The organism is Salinimicrobium profundisediminis (assembly GCF_026241755.1).
Taxonomy (GTDB): Bacteria; Bacteroidota; Bacteroidia; order Flavobacteriales; family Flavobacteriaceae; genus Salinimicrobium; species Salinimicrobium profundisediminis.
Map to the genome: position 1 here is coordinate 75,801 of NZ_JAPJDA010000012.1, position 22,622 is coordinate 98,422.

19 protein-coding genes are annotated in these 22,622 nt (G+C 41.9%); 18 read left to right on the top strand and 1 reads right to left on the bottom strand.

The features are described 5' to 3' along the window. The first annotated feature begins 74 nt into the window (after nucleotides 1-74). From kduI to OQ279_RS08730, 11 genes are all read left to right on the top strand, one after another. Entirely contained in the window at nucleotides 75-911 is an 837-nt protein-coding gene (gene kduI / locus OQ279_RS08680) for a 5-dehydro-4-deoxy-D-glucuronate isomerase (RefSeq protein ID WP_266069502.1), read from the top strand. A 1-nt stretch (nucleotide 912) separates the two neighbouring features. Beyond that, nucleotides 913-1,674, top strand: coding sequence for an SDR family NAD(P)-dependent oxidoreductase (locus tag OQ279_RS08685; protein WP_266069503.1), 762 nt, complete (start codon nucleotides 913-915; stop codon nucleotides 1,672-1,674). A 28-nt stretch (nucleotides 1,675-1,702) separates the two neighbouring features. Further along, nucleotides 1,703-3,106 (top strand): glucuronate isomerase, encoded by a 1,404-nt coding sequence (gene uxaC / locus OQ279_RS08690; RefSeq protein ID WP_266069504.1) that lies wholly within the window; start codon nucleotides 1,703-1,705, stop codon nucleotides 3,104-3,106. A gap of 63 nt (nucleotides 3,107-3,169) precedes the next feature. Next, nucleotides 3,170-4,210, top strand: coding sequence for a sugar kinase (locus OQ279_RS08695; protein ID WP_266069505.1), 1,041 nt, complete (start codon nucleotides 3,170-3,172; stop codon nucleotides 4,208-4,210). Between the two features lie 11 nt (nucleotides 4,211-4,221). Then, nucleotides 4,222-4,890, top strand: a complete 669-nt coding sequence (locus tag OQ279_RS08700) for a bifunctional 4-hydroxy-2-oxoglutarate aldolase/2-dehydro-3-deoxy-phosphogluconate aldolase (protein ID WP_266069506.1) — start codon at nucleotides 4,222-4,224, stop codon at nucleotides 4,888-4,890. 54 nt (nucleotides 4,891-4,944) lie between these two features. Further along, on the top strand, nucleotides 4,945-5,970 hold the full coding sequence (locus OQ279_RS08705) for a sugar kinase (protein WP_266069507.1): 1,026 nt from the start codon (nucleotides 4,945-4,947) through the stop codon (nucleotides 5,968-5,970). Between the two features lie 61 nt (nucleotides 5,971-6,031). After that, nucleotides 6,032-7,024: a TRAP transporter substrate-binding protein gene (locus tag OQ279_RS08710; protein ID WP_266069508.1), complete on the top strand. Its 993-nt coding sequence runs from the start codon at nucleotides 6,032-6,034 to the stop codon at nucleotides 7,022-7,024. A 3-nt stretch (nucleotides 7,025-7,027) separates the two neighbouring features. Next, nucleotides 7,028-7,495 (top strand): TRAP transporter small permease, encoded by a 468-nt coding sequence (locus OQ279_RS08715; RefSeq protein WP_266069509.1) that lies wholly within the window; start codon nucleotides 7,028-7,030, stop codon nucleotides 7,493-7,495. Further along, nucleotides 7,492-8,781, top strand: coding sequence for a TRAP transporter large permease (locus OQ279_RS08720; RefSeq protein ID WP_370866518.1), 1,290 nt, complete (start codon nucleotides 7,492-7,494; stop codon nucleotides 8,779-8,781). Before OQ279_RS08715 ends, OQ279_RS08720 begins: the two co-directional genes overlap by 4 nt. Before the next feature lie 24 nt (nucleotides 8,782-8,805). Next, a complete protein-coding gene (locus OQ279_RS08725; RefSeq protein ID WP_266069510.1) occupies nucleotides 8,806-10,263 on the top strand; it encodes a tagaturonate reductase in 1,458 nt (485 codons plus the stop codon). A 4-nt stretch (nucleotides 10,264-10,267) separates the two neighbouring features. After that, nucleotides 10,268-11,884, top strand: coding sequence for a UxaA family hydrolase (locus OQ279_RS08730; RefSeq protein WP_266069511.1), 1,617 nt, complete (start codon nucleotides 10,268-10,270; stop codon nucleotides 11,882-11,884). A gap of 26 nt (nucleotides 11,885-11,910) precedes the next feature. Here the strand turns inward: OQ279_RS08730 and OQ279_RS08735 are convergent, their stop codons facing one another. Continuing rightward, the gene (locus OQ279_RS08735) at nucleotides 11,911-12,957 is read right to left on the bottom strand and encodes a LacI family DNA-binding transcriptional regulator (RefSeq protein ID WP_266069512.1); all 1,047 of its coding nucleotides are present in this window, start codon (nucleotides 12,955-12,957) and stop codon (nucleotides 11,911-11,913) included. Between the two features lie 234 nt (nucleotides 12,958-13,191). Here OQ279_RS08735 and OQ279_RS08740 point away from each other — a divergent pair, with 234 nt between their 5' ends. The 7 genes from OQ279_RS08740 to OQ279_RS08775 all read left to right on the top strand — a co-directional run bounded on the left by OQ279_RS08740 (nucleotide 13,192) and on the right by OQ279_RS08775 (nucleotide 22,414). Further along, nucleotides 13,192-14,634: a glycoside hydrolase family 28 protein gene (locus OQ279_RS08740; protein ID WP_266069513.1), complete on the top strand. Its 1,443-nt coding sequence runs from the start codon at nucleotides 13,192-13,194 to the stop codon at nucleotides 14,632-14,634. A gap of 281 nt (nucleotides 14,635-14,915) precedes the next feature. Then, on the top strand, nucleotides 14,916-16,802 hold the full coding sequence (locus tag OQ279_RS08745) for a pectinesterase family protein (protein ID WP_266069514.1): 1,887 nt from the start codon (nucleotides 14,916-14,918) through the stop codon (nucleotides 16,800-16,802). Between the two features lie 63 nt (nucleotides 16,803-16,865). Beyond that, entirely contained in the window at nucleotides 16,866-18,671 is a 1,806-nt protein-coding gene (gene pelA / locus OQ279_RS17900; protein WP_306419764.1) for a pectate lyase, read from the top strand. Between the two features lie 14 nt (nucleotides 18,672-18,685). Then, nucleotides 18,686-19,021, top strand: a complete 336-nt coding sequence (locus tag OQ279_RS08760; RefSeq protein ID WP_266069515.1) for a cupin domain-containing protein — start codon at nucleotides 18,686-18,688, stop codon at nucleotides 19,019-19,021. A 109-nt stretch (nucleotides 19,022-19,130) separates the two neighbouring features. Beyond that, the gene (uxuA, locus tag OQ279_RS08765) at nucleotides 19,131-20,330 is read left to right on the top strand and encodes a mannonate dehydratase (RefSeq protein WP_266069516.1); all 1,200 of its coding nucleotides are present in this window, start codon (nucleotides 19,131-19,133) and stop codon (nucleotides 20,328-20,330) included. A gap of 11 nt (nucleotides 20,331-20,341) precedes the next feature. Next, nucleotides 20,342-21,148: an SDR family oxidoreductase gene (locus tag OQ279_RS08770; protein ID WP_266069517.1), complete on the top strand. Its 807-nt coding sequence runs from the start codon at nucleotides 20,342-20,344 to the stop codon at nucleotides 21,146-21,148. A 12-nt stretch (nucleotides 21,149-21,160) separates the two neighbouring features. Next, a complete protein-coding gene (locus tag OQ279_RS08775; RefSeq protein WP_266069518.1) occupies nucleotides 21,161-22,414 on the top strand; it encodes a tagaturonate epimerase family protein in 1,254 nt (417 codons plus the stop codon). The last annotated feature ends 208 nt before the right edge of the window (nucleotides 22,415-22,622 follow it).

Consider the following 22,622-nt stretch of genomic DNA (forward strand, 5'->3'; position numbering starts at 1 on the left):
GCAGCAGCCGGGGCTGGAACTTTAGCTTACAGTTCCCGAACATAAAACGAAGTTGAACAGCAAAAAAAATCGAAATGACTAATTCAGAATTACGTTACGCACATCATCCAAATGATGTAAAAAAATATACTACCCAGGAACTACGGGAGCATTTTTTGATCCCAGACCTCTTCAAAAATGACGAGATCAATTTTATTTATTCTATGTACGATAGATTTATTGTAGGAGGTGCATATCCTGTAGGTAAAGATTTAAAACTGGAGACTATTGATGACCTAAAATCTGAGAACTTTTTAGATCGAAGAGAACTGGGAGTGATCAATGTAGGAGGAGCCGGAATTGTTGAGGTAGACGGAAAAGAATATCAGCTGGCACACAAAGAGGCGCTTTACGTTGGTAAGGGTGTCAAAAATGTCATTTTTAAGAAGTCTTCCGGGGAACAACCAATTTTCTATTTGAATTCTGCTCCTGCACACAAAGAATATCCTACTAAAAAAGTTGGAAAAGAAGATGCTGAGGTAGTTCATCTTGGAGATGAGAAATATGCCAACAAAAGGATTCTGAACAAACTTATTGTAAACAGTATAGTAGAAACCTGCCAGCTACAAATGGGGATGACCGAGCTTGTTGAAGGGAACGTATGGAACACCATGCCTCCCCATACGCATGAACGCCGTATGGAAGCTTATTTCTACTTCGACCTGGAAGAAGGGCAAACCATAAGTCACTTCATGGGGCAGCCCGATGAGACAAGGCATATTTTTATGAAGAACCACCAGGCAGTTTTGTCTCCCGAATGGTCTATCCACGCCGGCGCGGGAACTTCGAATTATACTTTTATCTGGGGAATGGCAGGAGAGAACCTTGACTATGGAGATATGGATAAAGTTGATCCCGATAACCTGAAGTAATATGAAATTATTTGATCTAACAGGAAAAACAGCATTAGTTACTGGTTGTAACCGCGGAATTGGTTTTGCAATGGCCCAGGGCCTTGCTGAAGCAGGAGCAGATATTATTGGAGTTTCAACTAGTCTTAAAGCTGAAGGTTCAGATATAGAAAAAGCTGTACAGGCTGCAGGAAGAAAATTTTCAGCTTATCAATGTGATTTTTCAGACAGAAAAAGCCTTTACGCTTTCATTGAAAAAGTAAAAGCAGAGAATCCTACCATAGACATCCTGGTGAATAACGCCGGAACAATCATGAGGAAACCTGCCGCCGAGCATCCCGATGAATATTGGGATAAGGTGATCGAGGTAAATCAAAATTCTCAGTTCATTTTAACCCGGGAGATCGGGAAAGAAATGATCGCGAGAGGAAGTGGGAAAATTATTTTTACAGCCTCCCTTCTCACTTTCCAGGGCGGGATCACGGTTCCGGGTTACGCAGCTTCAAAAGGAGCCGTTGGGCAACTCGTAAAAGCCTTTTCAAATGAATGGGCTTCAAAAGGAGTACAGATCAATGCTATTGCTCCGGGTTATATTGCTACAGATAATACGGCAGCTTTACGCGAGGATGAAGACAGAAGTACTTCGATTCTCGCCAGGATCCCTGCAGGAAGATGGGGTGACGCCGAAGATTTTAAAGGACCTGTTGTTTTCCTTGCATCAAAAGCAAGTGATTACATGAATGGCTCAGTAGTTTTGGTAGATGGCGGCTGGATGGGGCGCTAACGCCATAATTTTGAATAAACAGTTAAAGATGAAATCCAAAAAATTTATATCAGACGATTTTTTGCTCTACAGCGAGCAGGCAAAAGATCTTTATAACAACTACGCGAAAGAACAGCCTATCATAGATTATCATAATCACCTTTCACCAAAGGAGATTGCCGAAGACAGGCAGTTCGATAATATCACACAGGTTTGGATTGCAGGTGATCACTACAAGTGGCGTGCAATGCGAACCCTGGGCGTGGATGAAAAGTATATTACAGGAGATGCATCAGATAAGGAGAAATTCATGGCCTGGGCCAAAACTGTTCCCCATACTTTGCGTAACCCTCTTTACCATTGGACGCATCTTGAGCTTCAGAGATACTTCGGAATTGATGAGCTTTTAAACGAAGATTCCGCAGAAAGAATCTATGAGGAGGTGAACAAAAAACTTCAGCAACCGGAATATTCCTGTCGTGGCCTTCTGAAGAAAATGGGAGTGGAGGCGCTTTGTACTACCGAAGACCCCCTTGATACTCTTGATTACCACCGGCAGTTAGCCGATAGTGATTTTGGAATAAAAGTAAGTACCGCATTCCGTCCCGATAAAGCCGTTCTAATAGAATCTCCTTCTTTTAACGATTATGTTGATCAATTGGGAAATGTGGCAGAAACTTCGATTAAATCTTACCAGGATCTAAAGAATGTTTTGAGAAAAAGAATTGAATTTTTCCACGAAAATGGCTGCAGGTTGTGTGACCACGGGCTCAATTCTATTTCCTTTGAAGAATTCACAGATGCTGAAATAGCGTCTATCTTCTCAAAAAAGCTAAATGGGGAAGAGATTTCAGAATTAGAAGCCGATAAATATAAGACGTCGATTCTTCTGTTTTTGGGAGAAACTTACCATGAGCTAGGCTGGGTTCAGCAATTTCACCTGGGAGCCCTTAGAAATAATAACAAACGTATCCTTGAGAAGCTGGGGCCAGATACAGGTTGGGATTCTATAGGAGATTACTCCCAGGCCGAGAAGATCTCTCAATTCCTCAACCATCTTGATGGGAAGGATAAACTTACAAAGACAATTTTATACAACCTGAATCCCGCTGATAATGCTGTTTTTGCCAGTATGATAGGCAATTTCAACGATGGGAGTATAAAAGGGAAGGTGCAGTTTGGTTCTGGCTGGTGGTTTCTTGATCAAAAACAAGGGATTATAGATCAATTAGATGCGCTTTCAAATATGGGGCTAGTGAGCGTGTTTATTGGGATGTTAACAGATTCCAGAAGCTTTCTTTCTTTCCCCCGCCACGAGTATTTTCGAAGAGTTTTATGTAACTTGTTCGGTGAAGAAATGGCGAAAGGGGAGTTGCCCAATGATATGGAATTAGTGGGACAAACCATAGCTAACATCAGTTATAAAAACGCAAAAGAATATTTTAATTTTTAAAGCAGCTGCCCTTGTTGCACACAGGATCTACAGCTGGAATATGGATTTAATCAATAGAGTTTTATGAAAAAAGTAGTGACTTTTGGTGAAATAATGTTACGTCTTGCCCCGCAGGAACATTTGCGGTTTTCGCAGGCAAATAATTTTGATGTAGTTTACGGAGGTGGAGAATCAAATGTGGCGGTATCGCTGGCCAATTATGGCGTGCCTGTAGATTTCGTGACCCGTTTACCTAAAAATGATATTGGCGAATGTGCGCTTATGGAAATGCGCAAAAGAAATGTAGGTACAGATAAGATCATTTTTGGAGGCGATCGTCTCGGAATTTATTTTCTTGAAACCGGCGCGGTAAGCCGTGGGAGTAAAGTAGTTTATGACCGCGCTCATTCGGCCATGTCCCAAATTGAAAAAGGGATGGTCGACTGGGATGAGGTTTTTGACGGCGCAGGTTGGTTCCACTGGACCGGAATTACCCCAGCTATTTCCCAGGGAGCAGCCGATGCCTGCCTTGAAGCGGTAAAAGCTGCAAGCGCCAAAGGGATCACTATTTCTACAGATCTTAACTACAGAGCAAAACTTTGGAAATATGGAGTTGAGCCGGAAGCGATCATGACCGAGCTAACTTCTTACTGCGATATTATCCTCGGAAATGAAGAAGATGCTGAAAAACACTTCGGAATTAAGCCTGAAGGTCTTGATATCACCACCCAGGGAGAGCATGTAAAAGCTGAAGCTTTCCTTTCTGTTTGTCAGCAAATGATGGAGAAATTTCCCAATGCCAAAAAGGTGATCACTACTTTAAGAGGATCCCTTTCTGCTTCTCATAACACATGGGCCGGAGTTCTTTATGATGGAGAAACCATGTTTAAATCTCCCGAATATAACATCACCCATATTGTAGATCGGGTAGGAGGAGGAGATTCCTTTATGGCCGGATTGATCTATGGATTATTAACGTATCCAGAAGATGATCAAAATGCATTGAACTTTGCTGTGGCTGCATCGGCATTAAAACATACCATTAAAGGTGATGCGAACCTGGTGACTATAGATGAAGTTAAGAAATTAATGGGCGGTGACGCTTCCGGTCGTGTAGCCCGATAAATTTTAAAAATATGGCTCAATATTCAAGAATAGAAGTAGCGTCAGTAATGAAAGACCAGGGAATGGTTCCCTTATTTTTTCATTCTGATGTAGAACTTGGAAAAAAAATACTAAAAGCCTGTTACGACGGAGGGGGTCGTCTGATGGAATTTACCAGTCGCGGAGATTTTGCTTTTGAAGTATTTGGAGAACTTAATAAATACGCAATTAAAGAACTTCCCGGAATGATCATGGGTGTAGGTTCGGTGACCGATGCTGCTGCGGCATCACTTTACATGCAATTGGGAGCGAACTTTATTGTGACTCCTGTTTTACGGGAGGATATCGCAGTGGTTTGTAACCGCCGCAAAGTGCTTTGGTCTCCAGGCTGCGGCTCTCTTACCGAAATTACCCGTGCAGAAGAACTCGGTTGTGAAATCGTAAAGCTGTTTCCGGGAGGAACCTATGGGCCTACTTTTGTAAAAGGAATCAAAGGTCCTCAACCATGGACAAGTATTATGCCTACTGGCGGGGTTTCACCAACAGAAGAAAACCTTAAAGGCTGGTTTGATGCAGGAGTGACCTGCGTAGGGATGGGGTCAAAACTTATCTCAAAAGAGCTTATTGCCAATAAGGATTATGACGCTCTTAAAAAGACTGTTCAGGAAACCCTTGACCTTATCAAGAGACTTAAAAAATAAATTTGAAACAAAAAGCTACAGGTAATTCTATCTGTAGCTTTTTACTAATTGCCCATGCACGAAAAAGCTTCAGGAACAAAAAAGATTGTCACCTTTGGTGAGGTTTTAATGCGTTTATCACCATCAGATAACCGGAAGCTTTTACAGGCAACTCAGATGGATTTTTTCTTTGGTGGCACCGAAATGAATGTTGCAGCATCTCTTGCTCATATGGGCATAGAAGTTCAACATGTGACCAATATCTCAAACGATATAGTTGGGGAGGCGGCATTATCTACGCTTCGGAAATATGGCATTGGTATAGGCGCGGTTCAAAAGGTTAACTACCCTTTAGGTTTATACTTTCTTGAAGTTGGATCTGCCATGCGCTCCAGCCAGGTAGCCTATAATCGGGTGAATAGTTGCTTCGCTAATATTACCCCAGGTCAGGTAGATTGGGAAAAGGTGCTGGAGAATTGCCAGTTCATGCACTGGAGCGGGATTTCACCGGGTGTTTCAGAAGGAGCATATCAAACATTAAAATCGGGGCTGGAAGTGGCGCTCCGCAAAGGTGTCATAGTTACAGCAGATCCTGCCTACAGGAGTAATCTCTGGAAATATGGCAGGAGCAGTCATGAGGTCCTGAAAGAATTGATTTCCCTTTCCACAATTTTCATAGGAGGTGTTAACGAGATCAATGAAATCCTGAAAACCGATTTTTCTACAGATGAAAAAGGTTTTATGGCAGCCAGTCGTGCTTTAATAGCCGAGTTTCCCAAAATTCAGAAAATTTTTGACAAAGTTCGAACCAGCGTGAATGCTTCGTGGCAAAAAATTTATGGGAGAGCATGGAATGGAGAAGAATTTCTTACTACGAATGAACTTGAAATAACAAACGTAGTAGATAGAATAGGTACAGGCGATGCTTTTGCGGCTGGAGTGTTATACGGGTTACAACATTTTGATGACAAGCAAGCCCTCGACTATGCCAATGCAGCCTGTGCTTTAAAACATACCCATGTTGGCGATGTGAACCTGGTAAGTGTTGAGGAAGTGCTGGAGGTGGCAAACGGAAAAACCGATGGAAGAATAAAGAGATAACACTTTCATCAACCGGCACAAAAGAGTCACCAAAAGCCGGTTAATTATTATTAATAAAAAAATGAATATCCTTAGAACTAAAAATATAAATCGTGTTGGTTTACTGCTAATTCTACTTTCATTGGGAATAGGTTGCGCAGAGCAAAACGAAGTAAAGGAAATAAAGCTGGGTCACGGTCTGGACACTTCTCATCCTGTTCATAAAGCCATGGTCTATATGTCCGAACGTCTTTATGAAAAGTCGGGAGGCACCATGAGCATAGATATATATCCAAACCAGCAATTGGGTTCAGAAAGAGAAACCCTGGAGCTTTTACAAATAGGAAGTCTTGGAATGACAAAGGTCTCTACCGGGGTTCTTGAAAATTTTGTTCCCAGCCTGCAGCTTTTTGGTCTTCCATTTCTGTTCCGGGACAGGGAGCATAGATTTGAAGTCCTGGAAGGGGAGATAGGAGAAGAGTTCCTTAACAAGAGCATAGATAAACGGCTAAAAGGACTTACTTTTTACGATGCAGGAAGCAGAAGTTTTTACAGTAAAACCCCTGTGGAAAAACCTGAAGATCTTAAAGGTTTAAAATTACGGGTAATGGAAAGCAATACAGCCATTAATATGGTAAAGAATTTAGGAGGTTCCCCAACCCCTATTGCCTGGGGAGAACTTTATACTGCTTTACAACAAGGGATCGTAGATGGAGCCGAAAACAATTTACCAAGTTTTTACCTTTCCCGCCATTATGAGGTGACAAAATTCTTTGTGGTAGACGAACACACTGCCCTTCCCGATGAACTTTTAATAAGTACCCTGGTGTGGAATGACCTTAACCCGCAACAGCAAAAATGGTTAAAAGAGGCAGCTATGGAATCTTCAGAATATCAAAAAACCATCTGGAGAGAAGCAGAATTAGAAGCCATGGAAGAGATTCAGAAAGCAGGAGTTAAGGTGATATATCCAGATAAAGAACTTTTCAGGGAAAAAGTGGAGCCCATGTATGAGGAATTTTCACAGGATCCTGAAATGAAAAAATTAATTGAAGAAATCCAGGCTATTGAGTAAGTTATGAGAAAAACTGTAGATAAAATCCTCGGAAATTTTTTGGTAGTACTTCTCATACTCATGGTGCTATCTGTATTATGGCAGATCTTTTCAAGATACCTCCTTAATTCTCCCAGTTCCTTTACCGAAGAACTTGCACGATATCTTTTCATTTGGATAGGAATTTTAGGAGCTGCATACGCTTCAGGACAACAAACTCATTTGTCGATAGATATTTTGCCGCCAAAGTTGAATCCGACCAACAGGATGAGACTTCGCATTTTTATCAATATTCTTATCATCCTCTTTAGTTTGACCGTGCTGGTCATTGGAGGTGGCAACCTGGTCTATGTCAACGATTTACTGGGGCAGTCTTCGGCAGCCCTGGGCGTCTCATTATCATGGGTCTACAGTGTAGTGCCCCTAAGTGGCTTACTGGTGATATATTATAAAATTCACGAAATCATTCATTCAAAAACATATTTAGTATGATGTCAGAGGTTTTAATACTGGTGCTATCCTTTGTGATTTTGCTGGCAATAGGGGTTCCTGTTGCCTGGTCAATCGGGATTTCATGTATACTTACAATTTTGGCATCTATAGATACGCTTGCTGCATTTACTACGGTTTCCCAGCGTATGGCCACGGGGCTGGACAGTTTCTCGCTGCTTGCAATTCCCCTGTTTATTTTGGCAGGACAAATAATGAATCAGGGAGGGATAGCCAACCGGCTCATTGCCTTTGCCAAAGCCCTTATGGGGGCGTTACCGGGTGGATTGATCTATGTGAATGTAGTTGCGGCAATGCTCTTTGGTGCTATTGCAGGATCTGCAGTGGCAGCTACTTCGGCAATGGGTGGAATCCTTGGTCCGGCTATGGAAAAGGAAGGATATTCTAAAGAATTTGGTGCGGCAGTGAACATTACTTCTTCAACTACAGGCCTGGTAATTCCTCCTTCAAATGTGCTTATCGTTTATTCGCTTGCAAGTGGTGGAGTGTCAATTGCCTCGCTCTTTTTGGCCGGGTATCTTCCCGGTATTCTCATGGGGTTGGCTCTTATGCTTGTTGCTGCGGTCTGGATCAAAAAGAAAAAGTATCCTGCAGGCGCACCCGCGAATTTAAAGAATATCGCAGTTACTTTTTTGCAGGCGCTACCCAGTTTATTACTGTTGGTTGTGGTGATTGGCGGAATTGTTTCAGGGATCTTTACTGCCACCGAGGCTTCAGGGATTGCAGTGCTGTATTGCCTTATCCTATCTTTTATAAACAGGGAATTAAAATTAAGTGATCTCCATAGTGTGTTTTTAAGCTCTGTGGGAACAACCGCTATTGTAATGTTGCTTATCGCCACCTCCATGAGTATGAGTTGGGTCATGTCTTATGAAAACATTCCGCAGGCTGTAAGTGATACTTTACTGGGCCTTAGTGACAATATCTTTGTAATTCTACTCATTATAAATTTACTGTTACTCTTTGTGGGGACATTCATGGATATGACTCCCGCAGTTTTAATTTTCACTCCCATCTTCCTGCCTGTGGTAACTGCGCTGGGTGTTGATCCTGTACATTTCGGGATTATGATGGTAATGAATTTATGTGTGGGGTTATGTACCCCGCCGGTAGGCTCGGTACTTTTTATTGGGGTTAGTGTGGCCAAATCGAGTATTCAAAAGGTTATAAAACCGCTGATGCCACTGTACGTCGCAATGTTCATCGTACTGTTACTGGTGACTTTTGTGCCTGAAATCTCTTTGTGGTTACCGGGATTATTTGATTAGAAATTTAATGTTGAAAATGTTATTATGGAACGCTTAACGAGGGAAAATAGTGGGCTAACGGAAAATTTACCCATTAAAGTCATACAATTTGGTGAAGGGAATTTTTTGCGGGCATTCGTTGATTATCTTATTGATAAACTAAATAAAGAAGCAGAATTTGATGCTGGCGTTGCCGTGGTGCAGCCTATAAACGCCGGACTTGTGGAGATGCTGAATGAGCAGGACGGTCTTTATAACCTGTTTATGAGAGGCGTCAAAGGCGGAAAGGAAATTCAGGAGAAAAGAACTATTAGTTGTATTCAAAAATCCCTCAATCCCTATGACGATTACTCGGCTTATTTGAATCTTGCTACTGAAAAGGAGCTGCAATTCCTCATTTCCAATACCACTGAAGCCGGCATTTCCTTTGACGGGAACGATAAATTTGAAAAAGTTCCTCATAATAGTTTTCCTGCAAAGGTTACCGCTTTACTTTGGAAGAGGTTTCAGCATTTTAAGGGGGATCCTGCCAAGGGATTAACTATAATTCCCTGTGAATTAATAAATCACAATGCAGACAATCTTAAAAAGATCATTTTAGACTACGTGGAACTTTGGGATCTTGGTAAAGATTTCCGCGGATGGATAGAGAATAGCAATAGCTTTCACAATACCCTTGTAGACCGAATTGTTCCCGGATATCCCAGAGCTGAAATTGAAGAATATCAAAATCAGCTTGAGTTTGAAGACAAACTAATCGTTACAGCTGAAGTTTTTCTGCTTTGGGTGATTGAAGGTGGCCGGGAACTTAAAGAAAAGATTCCGTTTCATAAAATTGACGAAAATGTTCTTATCGTTGATGATATACAGCCTTACCGCACCCGAAAAGTAAGAATCCTAAATGGCGCTCATACTACTATGGTTCCTTTTGCAATTCTTAGCGGAAAGGAAACAGTCAAAGAAACGGTTGACGACGACTTCACCGGAAAGTTTGTCAAAAATGCCATTTTTGAAGAGATAAATCCTACACTTGATCTTGCTGAAGAAGAACTGGACTCCTTTGCTTCAGAAGTTTTGGACCGTTTCAGAAATCCTTTTATTAAACATCAACTGGCCAGTATTGCCCTTAATTCAGTTTCAAAATTCAAAGTGAGGGTGCTGCCGAGTTTATTAGAATTTCAGAAGAGAAAATCTACCTTGCCCACGCGGCTTACTTTTGCATTTGCCTGCTTGATCAGGTTCTACAAAGGAGAGTGGAAGGGGGAAAAACTACCTGTGCAGGATGATGCTCAAATCATTGATTCCTTCAGCAAAATCTGGGAAAATTCAAACTTTGAATCGGTTGCCGGGGAGGTGCTTAAAAAAGAAGAATATTGGGGGCAGGAGCTCACAGCTGTCCCAGGTCTGAAAGACCTGGTTGCAGTGGCACTCAAAGAACTGGAAGAAAAAGGTGTGGAAGAGGGCTTCAGGTCTTTCCGCGAAAAAACACAGCTCAAAAGTTAGAAAAATGAAGACGAAAATAATTAAAGTTCATCCCGAAGATAATGTGGCTGTAGCTCTTGCCGATTTATGGCAGGGCGAGGTTTTATCTATTGATGATATAGAAGTTGAAGTCTTTAATGATGTTGCAGCTAAACACAAAATTAGCCTTGTAGACCTGGATGAGGGAGATAAGATCTTCATGTATGGGGTGCTTGTGGGGAAAGCTACTGTGCCTATTAAAAAAGGCGGGGTTCTTACTGTAGATAATGTTAAACATCAGGCCGAGCAGGCACATAAGAAAACTGAAACGACAGGCTGGACTGTGCCCGATATTTCCAAATGGAAAAACAGGACTTTTAACGGATATCACCGTCCAGACGGGCAGGTGGGAACAAAAAATGTCTGGTTGTTCTTCCCGCTGGTCTTTTGTGAGAACAGGAATATAGAGCTTCTAAAAGAGGTTTTTGAAAAGGAACTTTCTTTCAGAAAACCTTCCAGGGAACAACTGCTTCTCCGGAAATTAATTCAGGGTGAGAATACAACTGAAAGCCTCCAAATAGAAGAAGAGGAAAGTGAAATTTTTGACAATATTGAAGTAAAATTTATTACTCACCAGGGAGGATGTGGCGGCATAAGGCAGGATTCTGCTTCGCTGGCGAGGTTGTTGGCCGGTTACGTCAACAATCCTAATGTTGCCGGAGCAACGGTGCTTAGTTTGGGCTGCCAAAACCTTCAGATAGATATCTTTAAAAAGGCACTTGAAAGGATCAATTTTGACAATAGAAAACCTGTGCTGCTTTTTGAACAGCAGCAGATGGGAACCCTAGATGAAATGATGAGTAAGATCATCAGCGATTCATATGCTGCTATTAAGGAAGCTAACAATATTACCAGGAAACCTGCTCCTCTTTCAAAACTGAAGTTAGGTTTGGAATGTGGCGGATCTGATGGTTTCTCTGGAATTTCAGCAAATCCGGCTTTGGGTTATGCTTCAGATCTTCTTTCGGCTCTCGGAGGTTCCCCTATTTTATCTGAATTTCCGGAGTTATGCGGAATAGAGCAGGAATTGATCAATCGCTGTGTAAGTGATGACCTGGCTGAAAGATTCCTTGAGCTTACAAGGGCTTTTGAACAATCGGCTATAGATGCCGGGTCTGGCTTCGATATGAACCCTTCGCCGGGAAATATTAAAGACGGACTTATTACAGACGCCATGAAATCGGCCGGAGCCGCGAAAAAAGGAGGGACTTCTCCAATCCAGGATGTTCTGGATTATGGAGACTATGTTACCAAACCCGGACTTAACCTGCTATGTACTCCCGGGAATGATGTGGAAAGTACCACAGCAATGGTGGGGGCAGGGGCTAATGTCGTGGTGTTTACAACAGGTCTGGGAACCCCAACGGGTAACCCTGTGGCACCGGTAGTAAAGGTTTCTTCTAATAGCACTCTTGCCCGCAGAATGCCAGATATTATTGATCTTGATGCCGGTGGTGTAATAAAGGCTGAAAAAACCATTGAACAAATGGGAGAGGAGATCCTCGAGTTCATCATTAAAGTAGCCAATGGTGAAGAAACAACAAAAGCCGATGCGCTTAATCAGGACGATTTTATTCCGTGGAAGCGAGGGGTGTCTTTATAAGGCTCCCCTTTTCGCTATTTTGAATATTACTGTACTTTGAGTTCTGCTAAACTTCTGTTAGATGATTTTCTAACCATTAGTTCAGGAGAAAGCACCACCTTTTTTTCGATGCTTAGTTCCTGATCGCTGTCTACCTGCTCAAGAAAAACCTGAGCTGCAATTTGTCCCATCCGCAAGGGAGTTTGATCTATAGAGCTCATGGGTAATTCCATGTATTGAGTAAATGGTTCATTACTAAATCCTGATATACAGAAATCTTCAGGAATTCGTACGCCCTGCTTTTTAAGTTCCTGTACTGCTCCAAGGGCTGTATAATCACTTGCTGAAAAAACAGCGTCGGGTTTCTCCTTTAGTTCCCACATTTTACGGGCTGCAGCTGCGCCAGATTCTACGTTACTCAGTGTGGTGAAAATATAACGCGGATCGGGTTTGAGCCCGTGATTCTCTAGAGCACTTATATATCCGTCATGTCTGTTTTTGTAAATTTCCAGGTTAAGATCTCCCGAAAAATGAGCAATTCTTTTGCAGCCCTGTGAAATGAGATGTGCAGTAGACATATAACCCGCTTTAAAATCATCGATTACCACAGAACTAACTCCCGGAACATCAAGTTTCCGGTCAAAAAAGATCAGGAATTTCCCTTCTTGTAAAACTTTCGTGAAATGATCTATGTTGGTGGTGGACTTCGAGATAGACATGAAAATTCCGTCTACCTGGGTGTTTAGAAGGGTATTTATTTGTTCCATTTCTGTATCCATTTGCTCATGTGTCTGGCAAATAATTACATGGTATCCGTGAGGGCCCAATTCTTCTTCAATGCCTCTGATTATAGAAGAGAAAAAGTTTCGGTTGATGTAAGGAACAATAACTCCCACATTCTTGCTTTTTCCGCTCTTAAGCGCCTGGGCAAGACGGTTTTGCTTATAGTTCATCTCTTTAGCAGTGGTAAAAACCAACTCACGTGTTTTACTGCTGATTTTCGGGTTGTTATTGAGAGCCCGTGACACCGTAGCAGCGCTGACATTCAATCTTTTTGAGATGTCATATATGGTAACCTTACCGTTATCTTTCATGGAAAAAGCTAAATGCTATAAATGCAACAAATTGCACTGCAAAGATATTAAAAATATTCTTGTAGGTTCTATTCATTTTTAACATTATGAGAATGATGAGCAGCAAACAGGCCGAATAATTTTCCTTTGGGGAAAAATCCTCTTAAGTTTTCAAACCAAAACCTTGGAAAAAACAGAAAAAAAGGACTATTTTAGTGCAATCGATTACATGTAGTTTCAAAATAATCTAATCTTATGAAATATTTTTTCAAGGTACTTTTTAGTCTTATAGTGATATTTTTAGTCTTATCCTGTAAAAATCAAAATGAATCTGCTTCCACCGCTCCTGAAACTACGGCCGGGGTCAATTTTGACGATCCGTGGAAGCAGGCAGATGCTATAGTAGAAAGTATAAAAATTCCAATCTTTAGAGATGAGGTCTTCAATGTACTTGATTATGGAGCCTCGGCAGATGGAAGTAAGAGCAGTGATGACGCCTTCAAAAAAGCGATTGAAGCTTGTTCAAATGCGGGAGGAGGGAAGGTATTCGTTCCCGCCGGAGTATATCATACCGGGCCAATTCATCTTAAGAGCAATATAAATCTTCACCTTGAGGAAGGTGCAGAGGTGAAATTCTCAACCAGTCACCAAGATTACCTCCCCGTGGTTCACACTTCTTATGAAGGCATGGAGTTTATGAACTATTCTCCTTTGATCTATGCCTATAAACAAAAGAACATTGCAGTTACCGGAAAAGGAACTTTTAACGGGCAGGCTGGTAATGAGAACTGGTGGCCATGGAGTGGTAAAGATGTTTATGGATATAAAGAAGGAGATGTAAAGCAACATGATACGCACAACCTGCCACGGCTTAGTGAGATGGTAGAAAAAGGCACCCCTGTAGAAGAAAGGATTTTTGGGGAAGGACACCAGTTCCGGCCAACATTTTTTGAGCCGTTTGAATGCGAAAATGTCCTTATAGAGGGTGTTACATTTATAAATGCACCTTTCTGGGTAATGCATCCTATAAAATCGAGTAATATAACAGTTAAGGATGTGAGTGTAATTAGCCACGGTCCTAACAATGATGGTTGCAATCCTGAGTATAGCCAGAATGTTCACATCACAGGCTGCCTTTTTGATACCGGAGATGACTGCATCGCCATAAAATCGGGTAGGGATAACGACGGAAGACGTGTAGGGATAAGTAGTGAGAATATTGTAGTAGAGAATTGCACTATGAAAGACGGGCATGGTGGGGTAGTCATGGGGAGTGAGATTTCTGGTGGCGTGAGAAATGTATATGTGCGCAATAATACCATGAACAGCCCAAATCTTGATCGTGCCATTAGAATAAAGACCAACACCAGAAGAGGTGGCACCATTGAAAATATTTTTGTTAAGGATTTGAAAGTGGGACAGGTTAAAGAAGCTGTCCTGAAGATAAATACTCATTATGGTATTTATGCTAACCAGGAAGGAGGGCATATGCCGGTGATAAGGAATATTCTGCTTGAGAATGTAGAAGTAGAAAACGGGGGAGAATATGGCGTGTTAATACTGGGAAGAGAGCAATCCCCTGTTAGCAATGTAAAACTTAAAAATGTGAATATTAAAAATGTGGAGGTGCCGCTCAGGGTAGAGCACGCAGATGATATCATATTTGAGAACACTACCATTAACGGTAAGGAATACTAACTCCTTTGATGTAAACCAGAAATTTTAGTTCCTGATGAGAGGAATATGCATTCAGCATGATCTAGCAACGTAATGTTCGGGGTAATGTAAACGGAAAAGAATAAGTGTCGGTAGGTTTTGAATATATGCCCGTTGAAAATGCGAAGACTTCCATAGGTACACGAAAAGATCAAAGATCCTGGTTTTAGGACCCCATTCAAGAAGTGCGGTTTGTCGCGGAGGCATTTTTTAACTTCCATTCGAATTAAAAGAGAAAAATCCACACGTTTAAAACAAGCAAGATGAGCCTCCAAAAATGCCTTTTTTCGATCCTCTTTTTTTTCTGCCTCTGCCCAAAATCTATTGCGCAGAAGAATGAGGTAAGGCCATATACGATCAACACCACCTATAAAAAACTTATAAAGGATTATCCTTTTATTTCTCCTGTAGAACTTCAGTTTTCTGAAAGAATTGATGCCATAGAAAATGTTGTTTATCAAAAAACTGCTGAAAGGGATCTAACTGCAGATGTTTACATGCCGAAGTCTGAAAAAGGCGAAAAATTCCCGGCGGTTCTTCTAATTCATGGGGGAGGCTGGCTTACCGGAAGTAAAGAAAACCTGCAGCCATTAGCTCGAAGTCTTGCTGCTGAAGGGTATGTAGCCGTAACTGCTGCTTATAGCCTTGGCACCGAAGCTCTTTATCCTGCTGCTGTAATTGATCTTAAAAATGCTGTAAAATGGATGAAGGAGAATGCAGAACAAAATCGAATAGATGCCGAAAAAATCGCTGTATTAGGTGCTTCAGCAGGAGCACAACTTGCCACGTTGATCGGAGTAACTTCAGGTTCTGAAAAATTTAAGGCCAAAGAATCTGGTTTTTCAGATGATATACAGGCCATAATCAATGTAGACGGGATTGTGTCATTTGTTCATCCCGATTCCGAAGAAGGCTGGATGGCCGCTACATGGCTGGGAGGTGCTAAAGCCGAAAAATTCGAAATATGGAAAGAAGCCTCTCCTTTGGAATACGTCGGAGCTAATACACCACCTACGCTGTTTATCAACAGCTCCTATCCAAGGTTTCATGCAGGACGGGATGAAATGCTGAAAATCCTGAATGAAAATAATATTTATAATGAAATACATACCATAGACAAGACCCCTCATGCTTTTTGGCTTGTACATCCCTGGTTTGATGAAACTGTCAGGCTTACCACAAATTTCCTCGACAAAGTCTTTAAAAATTCTTCTTCAGCAAAAGAATCCTACCGTGAAATAACGGTTTCCAAAGTTGGCAATGCCGATTTTACCAGCATTCAGGAAGCAATAAATTCTACCCGGGATCTTGGTCCGGGAGAAGTAGTGATCAAAATAAAATCTGGCACTTACAATGAAAAGCTGGAGATCCCTTCCTGGAAACATCAGCTCACGCTCATTGGGGAAGACAGAGAAAATACTCTTATTACCAACAGCGACTTTTCAGGCAAGATCGATCCGTTAACGGGAAAGGAGCTCTCTACTTTTACTTCCTATACAGTTTTGGTGAGAGGGAATGATATTAAAATTGAGAATCTTACAATTCAGAATAGTTCCTGCGGAGAAGGTCAGGCAGTGGCTTTGCACGTGGAAGGCGACCGCTTCGTAATTAAAGACGCTAACATTCTTGGTTGCCAGGACACCGTGTATACCGCAACAGAAGGTAGCCGCCAGCTGTATTTGAACTGTTATATTGAAGGGACTACAGATTTTATTTTTGGAGAGGCAACCGCAGTTTTTAAAGAATGTACCATTAAGAGCTTAAAAAATTCTTTTATCACTGCTGCAGCAACTCCGCAAAATCAGGAATTCGGATATGTTTTTCTCAACTGCAAATTTATAGCTACCCAAGGTGTGAATGAGGTTTATTTGGGCAGGCCGTGGAGACCTTACGCAAAAACCGTATTTATAAACTCTTACCTCGGGGATCATATTCTTCCGGAGGGCTGGGATCACTGGCCGGGAGATAAAATGTTTCCGAATAAAGAAAGAACAGCCTACTACGCCGAATTCAATAGCAGCGGTCCCGGAGCTTCTCCGGCTACCAGGGTGAACTGGTCTCACCAGCTTTCTTTAGAAGAAGCATCGAAGTATAATCTCCAGAATATTTTTAGTATTGAGAAAGACTGGTATTGGGCAACAATCCCTTAAGCCTGTGAGAAGGAACTACAGCAAATCCTGGTGCATTTGAATAACATTATAACTGCTGAAAAAATGAAAAATCTATTTCTTTTCCTCGTGATCTTCTGTTCAATTTCAGTAGTGGCACAGGAGAAGCCTACGCTTTACCTCATAGGTGATTCTACAATGTCTGATAAAAAAGATCCCGAAAAGAATCCTGAACATGGCTGGGGACAAATGCTTCCGGAGTTGATGACTTCAGAAATAAATATTCAGAATCACGCTGTTAATGGTCGCAGTACCAGAAGTTTTATTGCTGAAGGTCGCTGGGAAAAGGTCAGAGAACAACTGAAGCCAGGGGATTTTGTGCTTATTCAGTTTGGACATAACGACCAAAAAGTGAACGATCCCGCCAGGTATACCAATCCTTTTACACAATACAGGAGCAATCTCGAGAAGTTTGTGAGAGAAACCCGTGAAAAAGGAGCAACTCCAATTCTTTTCAGCTCAATTGTGCGGCGGAATTTTAATGAAAACGGCGTTTTAGTCGATACTCACGGGCAGTATCCCCTGGTGGTGAGAATGCTCGCAAAAGACCTGAATGTGCCTTTCATCGATTTGCAGTTATTGACAGAGCGGCTGGAAATCATGTACGGGCCTCAAAATTCAAAACAACTGCATCTTCACCTGGAGCCGGGCGAGGATCCATATGAGCCAAAAGGAGTAGCCGATGATACGCACCTTTCCAAAATGGGTGCAACTCTTGTTGCCAGTCTGGCACTTCAGGAGATTGCAGAACAGGATCTGGAATTGAAAAAATATATAAAGGGAAAGGTTTTATTTCAGAAGATTCTGAAAGAAGTTCCGGTTAGTTTGGGAGAATATTCAGAAAAAGTTCCGTGGAGAAGAACATTAAAACAGGATAAGGAGTGGTACGGGAGCAAGGAAGCACAAAGAATTGCAGATAATGTGCTATTATATCAGCATACCAATGGGGGCTGGTATAAAAATATAGATATGTCTAATGAATTAAGCTCAAAAGAAAAAGATAGTCTTAGGAATTTGCAAAATAAAGAAATGGGCACCACCATAGACAATGGCGCAACCCATAACCAGCTAAAGTATTTAGCAAGGGTTTATAAAGCTACAGGAAAAGAGGACTACAAAATTGCATTTTTGGAAGGTGTCGATTATCTGCTTGAGGCGCAGTACAGCAATGGCGGCTGGCCTCAATTCTATCCGCTTAAAAAGGGATATTACGGGCACATCACCTACAATGATGAAGCGATGATTGGAGTGATGAATTTGTTACGGGATATTGCACAAAATGAAGAACCATATTCATTTGTGGATGCTTTCAGAAAAAATAAAGCCGAAAAAGCTGTAGAAAAAGGATTGAAAATAATTCTCGATACCCAGGTTGAAGTTGATGGTAAACTCACAGCCTGGGGTGCTCAGCATGATAAAAAAACACTCAAACCGGCCAAAGCAAGAGCTTACGAACTGGCCTCTCTGAGTGGTAAGGAAAGTGCCGAAATTGTACGGTATTTAATGGAGATCGAAAATCCTTCGGAAGCAGTAAAAAGATCTGTCCGAAGTGCCATACAGTGGTTTGAAGACGCTAAGGTAACAGGCAAAAGAGTGGAGTGGATCAAAGATCCCAGTCTGCCTGAGGGTCGTGACCGTATAGTAGTCGAAGACCCTGCAGGCGGTCCTCTTTGGGGTCGCTTTACCGAAATTGGGACCAACAGGCCCATGTTTATTGGTCGCGACGGAGTGGTAAAATACAAGCTTGAAGAAATAGAGCATGAACGGCGTATCAATTACAGTTATATAGATAATTACGCTGAAGATCTTCTGAAAGAAGAATACCCTAAATGGGAACAAAAACATAAATAAAATACCCGGCAAAAATGATAAAAGGAAATACGTTTTTTAAAGAATCTGAAGCCGAATGGGAACTAGTAGGAGAAGGGATCTCGCGGCAAATTACAGGCTACAATACTCAGTTAATGGTGGTCAAGGTGAAATTCGAAAAAGGAGCAGTAGGATATGTGCATGATCATTTCCACTCCCAGGGAACTTTCGTGGTTTCAGGAAAATTTAAGATCATCATTGATGGTATATCTGAAATTCTGGAAACAGGTGACGGGTTTTTCGTCCCTCCTAATGCTAAACACGGTGCCGAGTGCCTCGAGGCGGGGATGCTCATAGATGTATTTAGTCCGGTGCGGGAGGATTTCCTTTAGCCGAACTTTCCAGGGACAAAAGTTCTCTGTACCTTAAGGTTTGGAAGAAAAATTCTGCAAACCTTCCAAAAATGGCAAAAATGGACCTTCTTTGAATAAGCATAAAAAAATGGAAAAGATTTTCGAACAAAGCTGGAGGTGGTATGGGCCTAATGACCCCGTAAGCTTAAAAGATATTAAACAGGCCGGGGCAAGTGGTGTTGTTACTGCCCTACATCATATTCCTGTTGGGGAGGTGTGGAGTATAGAAGAAATTGAGAAGCGGAAATCCCTTTTGGAAGAAAGCAACAGGAAAAATCCATTTTCGCTGCGCTGGAACGTGGTGGAGAGTCTTCCGGTGCATGAGCACATCAAGCAAGGAAAAAACGATAAGACTAAATACATTGAAAATTATAAGCAGAGTTTAATAAATCTCGGCAAAAGTGGCGTTACCCGCGTTTGTTATAATTTTATGCCTGTACTGGATTGGCTGCGTACAAATGTGCGGTATCAACTTGAAGATGGAAGTACCGCCCTGTTACACGACCTGAAAGACCTTATCATTTTTGACCTTTTTATTCTGAAGAGAGAACGAGCAGAAGAAGACTATGATCGGGAAATGGTAAAACGGGCAAAATCCAGATTTCCTCAAATGCCACAGGAAGAAATCGAGAGGCTTAGGGAAAGTTTGCTAATGGCACTGCCGGGAGATCAAAAAGGTTTCACTCTGGAAAAGCTTCAGCAGGGACTGGAAGATTATAAAAACATTTCAGCAGAACAGCTTCGGGAAAATCTGGTGGACTTTTTAAAGGAAGTCATTCCGGTAGCAGAAGAAGCAGGAGTGAAGCTGGCGATTCATCCAGATGATCCGCCATGGCCGGTTTTGGGGTTGCCACGAGTGGTGAGCAATAAAGATGATCTTGACTACATTTTTAGCAAGGTGCCACAAAAATCAAACGGACTCACATTTTGCAGCGGTAGTTTTGGAGCTTCAGAAAAGAATGATCTTCCCGGCATCATCAAGACCTATTTTGACCGCATTCATTTTGTGCACTTAAGATCTGTTCAGCGGGAGGCCCGCTCCAGGTTTTATGAAGCCAACCACCTGGAAGGCAGTGCAGAAATGTATAAGCTGGTGCGTACCTTCTATGAGTGTCAAAAAGGGCAAAAAACGCAACCAATTCCTATGAGACCAGACCATGGCCATCAAATGTTGGACGACCTCGAAAAAACGACTTATCCCGGTTACTCTGCAATTGGAAGATTAAGGGGCCTGGCAGAATTGCGCGGCCTGGAAATGGGAATTGTAAAATCTTTTGAAAACGAATAATTAAAATAAAAATGAATAATTTAAACGATAAAGTAGCCGTAGTTACAGGCGGAAACGGAGTGCTTGGAGGCGCCATAGCAATGGGGCTGGCTTATGAAGGAGTAAAAGTAGGCATCCTGGGGCGCAGCGAAAATACTGTGCAGGCAAGGGTTAAAGAAATTGAAAGTAATGGCGGCAGAGCTTTGGCATTGGTTGCAGATGTTCTTGACGAAGAGAGTTTAACCGCTGTGAAAAATAAGATAGAAAATACCTTCGGAAGAGTGAATATCCTGGTGAATGCCGCCGGCGGAAATCAAAAAGGTGCGACTATAACTCCAGATCAGACTTTCTTTGACCTCGATCTCGACTCCTTCGATAAGGTGAACCAGCTCAATTTTAAAGGAACTGTTCTCCCATCTCTAGTCTTTGGCCGCGCAATGGTAGAGGAGAAAAAAGGAAGTATTATCAATATTTCGTCCCTTGCTGCGCAACGGGCGCTAACAAGGGTAGTTGGATATTCTGCGGCAAAGGCTGCGGTTGATAATTTTACAAGGTGGCTGGCTGTAGAAATGGCACAGAAATATGGAGACGGAATTAGGGTTAATGCCATCGCCCCCGGATTTTTTATTGGAGAACAGAATCGGGATCTTTTATTAAATGAAGATGGAAGTCTCACATCCCGCGGGGAGACCATTGTAAACCAAACCCCCATGAACAGGTTTGGAAAACCTGAAGAATTACAGGGTGCAGCCAACTGGCTGGCAGGAGAGGGATCTTCGTTTGTGACAGGAACTGTAATTGCTGTAGATGGCGGTTTTGGTGCTTTTAGCGGAGTTTAAAAATTTGATAATATGATGGCATTAGGAAAATATTCATTTGGAGTAGGCGATAGGTTCGGGAAAGAAGGAAAGGCACAACTTGATGCAATTCTTAAAATTCAGAGCGAAGGAGTAGCGGTTACCCCGGTATGGAACAAGTCGAACCGGGAACACCAAACTGTGGGTACTCAGCCCCAAAGTTTGCGAGAGGAAGCAGATAGTGCAGTGAAAACTGCCGGTTTTAAATCACAATATTTCGTAGATGCCGATCATATTAATATTAAGACGGTAAAGCCTTTCCTGGAGGTAAGTAACTTCTTTACCATAGATGTGGCCGAATTTATAGGTAAGTCGGCTCCAGAAGAGGAGGAAGAAGGTTTTCTGAACTTTTTCAAAGCATATTCCGGTGATCTTCATATCCCGGGAATTGAGCGAAAAATGCAGATATCAAAGACTCATCTCCGGGAGATGCTAAACAATTTTCTTTTGGCAGCTAAAAATGCCGGAGAGGTTTACTCATACATTCAGAGTAAAAAGGAGGAATATGTACATATCGAAGTTTCTATAGATGAGGTGGAAGAGCCGCAGTCTCCTGTAGAGCTCTTTTTCATTCTGGCAGCTTTGGCTTATTATAAGGTTCCGGTAAATACCATTGCACCAAAATTCACCGGCAGTTTTAATAAAGGGGTGGATTATGAAGGAGACCTCGAACAGTTTGAAAGAGAATTTGAAGAAGATCTTTTAGTCTTGAAATTTGCTGTCAAGGAATTTGACTTGCAGCAAGATCTAAAGATAAGTGTTCACAGTGGGAGTGATAAGTTTTCGGTATATCCGGTGATCCGGAAGCTCATCAGCAAGCATGATGCAGGCCTGCACCTTAAAACTGCCGGAACTACCTGGCTGGAAGAATTAATCGGGCTGGCCGAAAGTGAAGGAGAGGGCTTTAACTTCAGCAAAGAATTGTATAGGGACGCGTTAGAGCGATATGACGAGCTTACAAGGGATTATAAATCGGTTTTATCAATAGATAGGTCTCAACTACCGGCTCCCGACGAATTTTCTTCGGGTAAGCAATATGCAGCTGCTTTACGGCATGAGCCAAATTCACCTGAATCCAATCCGCACTTTCGACAATTGCTGCATTGTGCATATAAAATAGCTGCTGAAAAAGGGGATCATTTTTTTCCCCTTTTAGACATGTATAGAGAAAGGGTAGAAAACAATGTTACAGATAATCTTTTCAGGAAGCACCTTGCCCCATTATTCCTGTCTCCTCATGAAAAATAACAGCTTCTAAAGTTCCATTGAGCTTCCTTAAAAGACGAAAGCTCTTCCTGAAGTAGACGGATCGGAGTTAGAATTTAAAAGCTTAAAAGCTTTCTGATTTAAACATTTTCCACACCAGTGTAAGTTTTAGTAGTAGTATATCTGGAAGACCTTCAGCAGGTGCTCAAAAATGTCATTTTTGAGCACCTTTTGTGTTTAAAACTTTCCG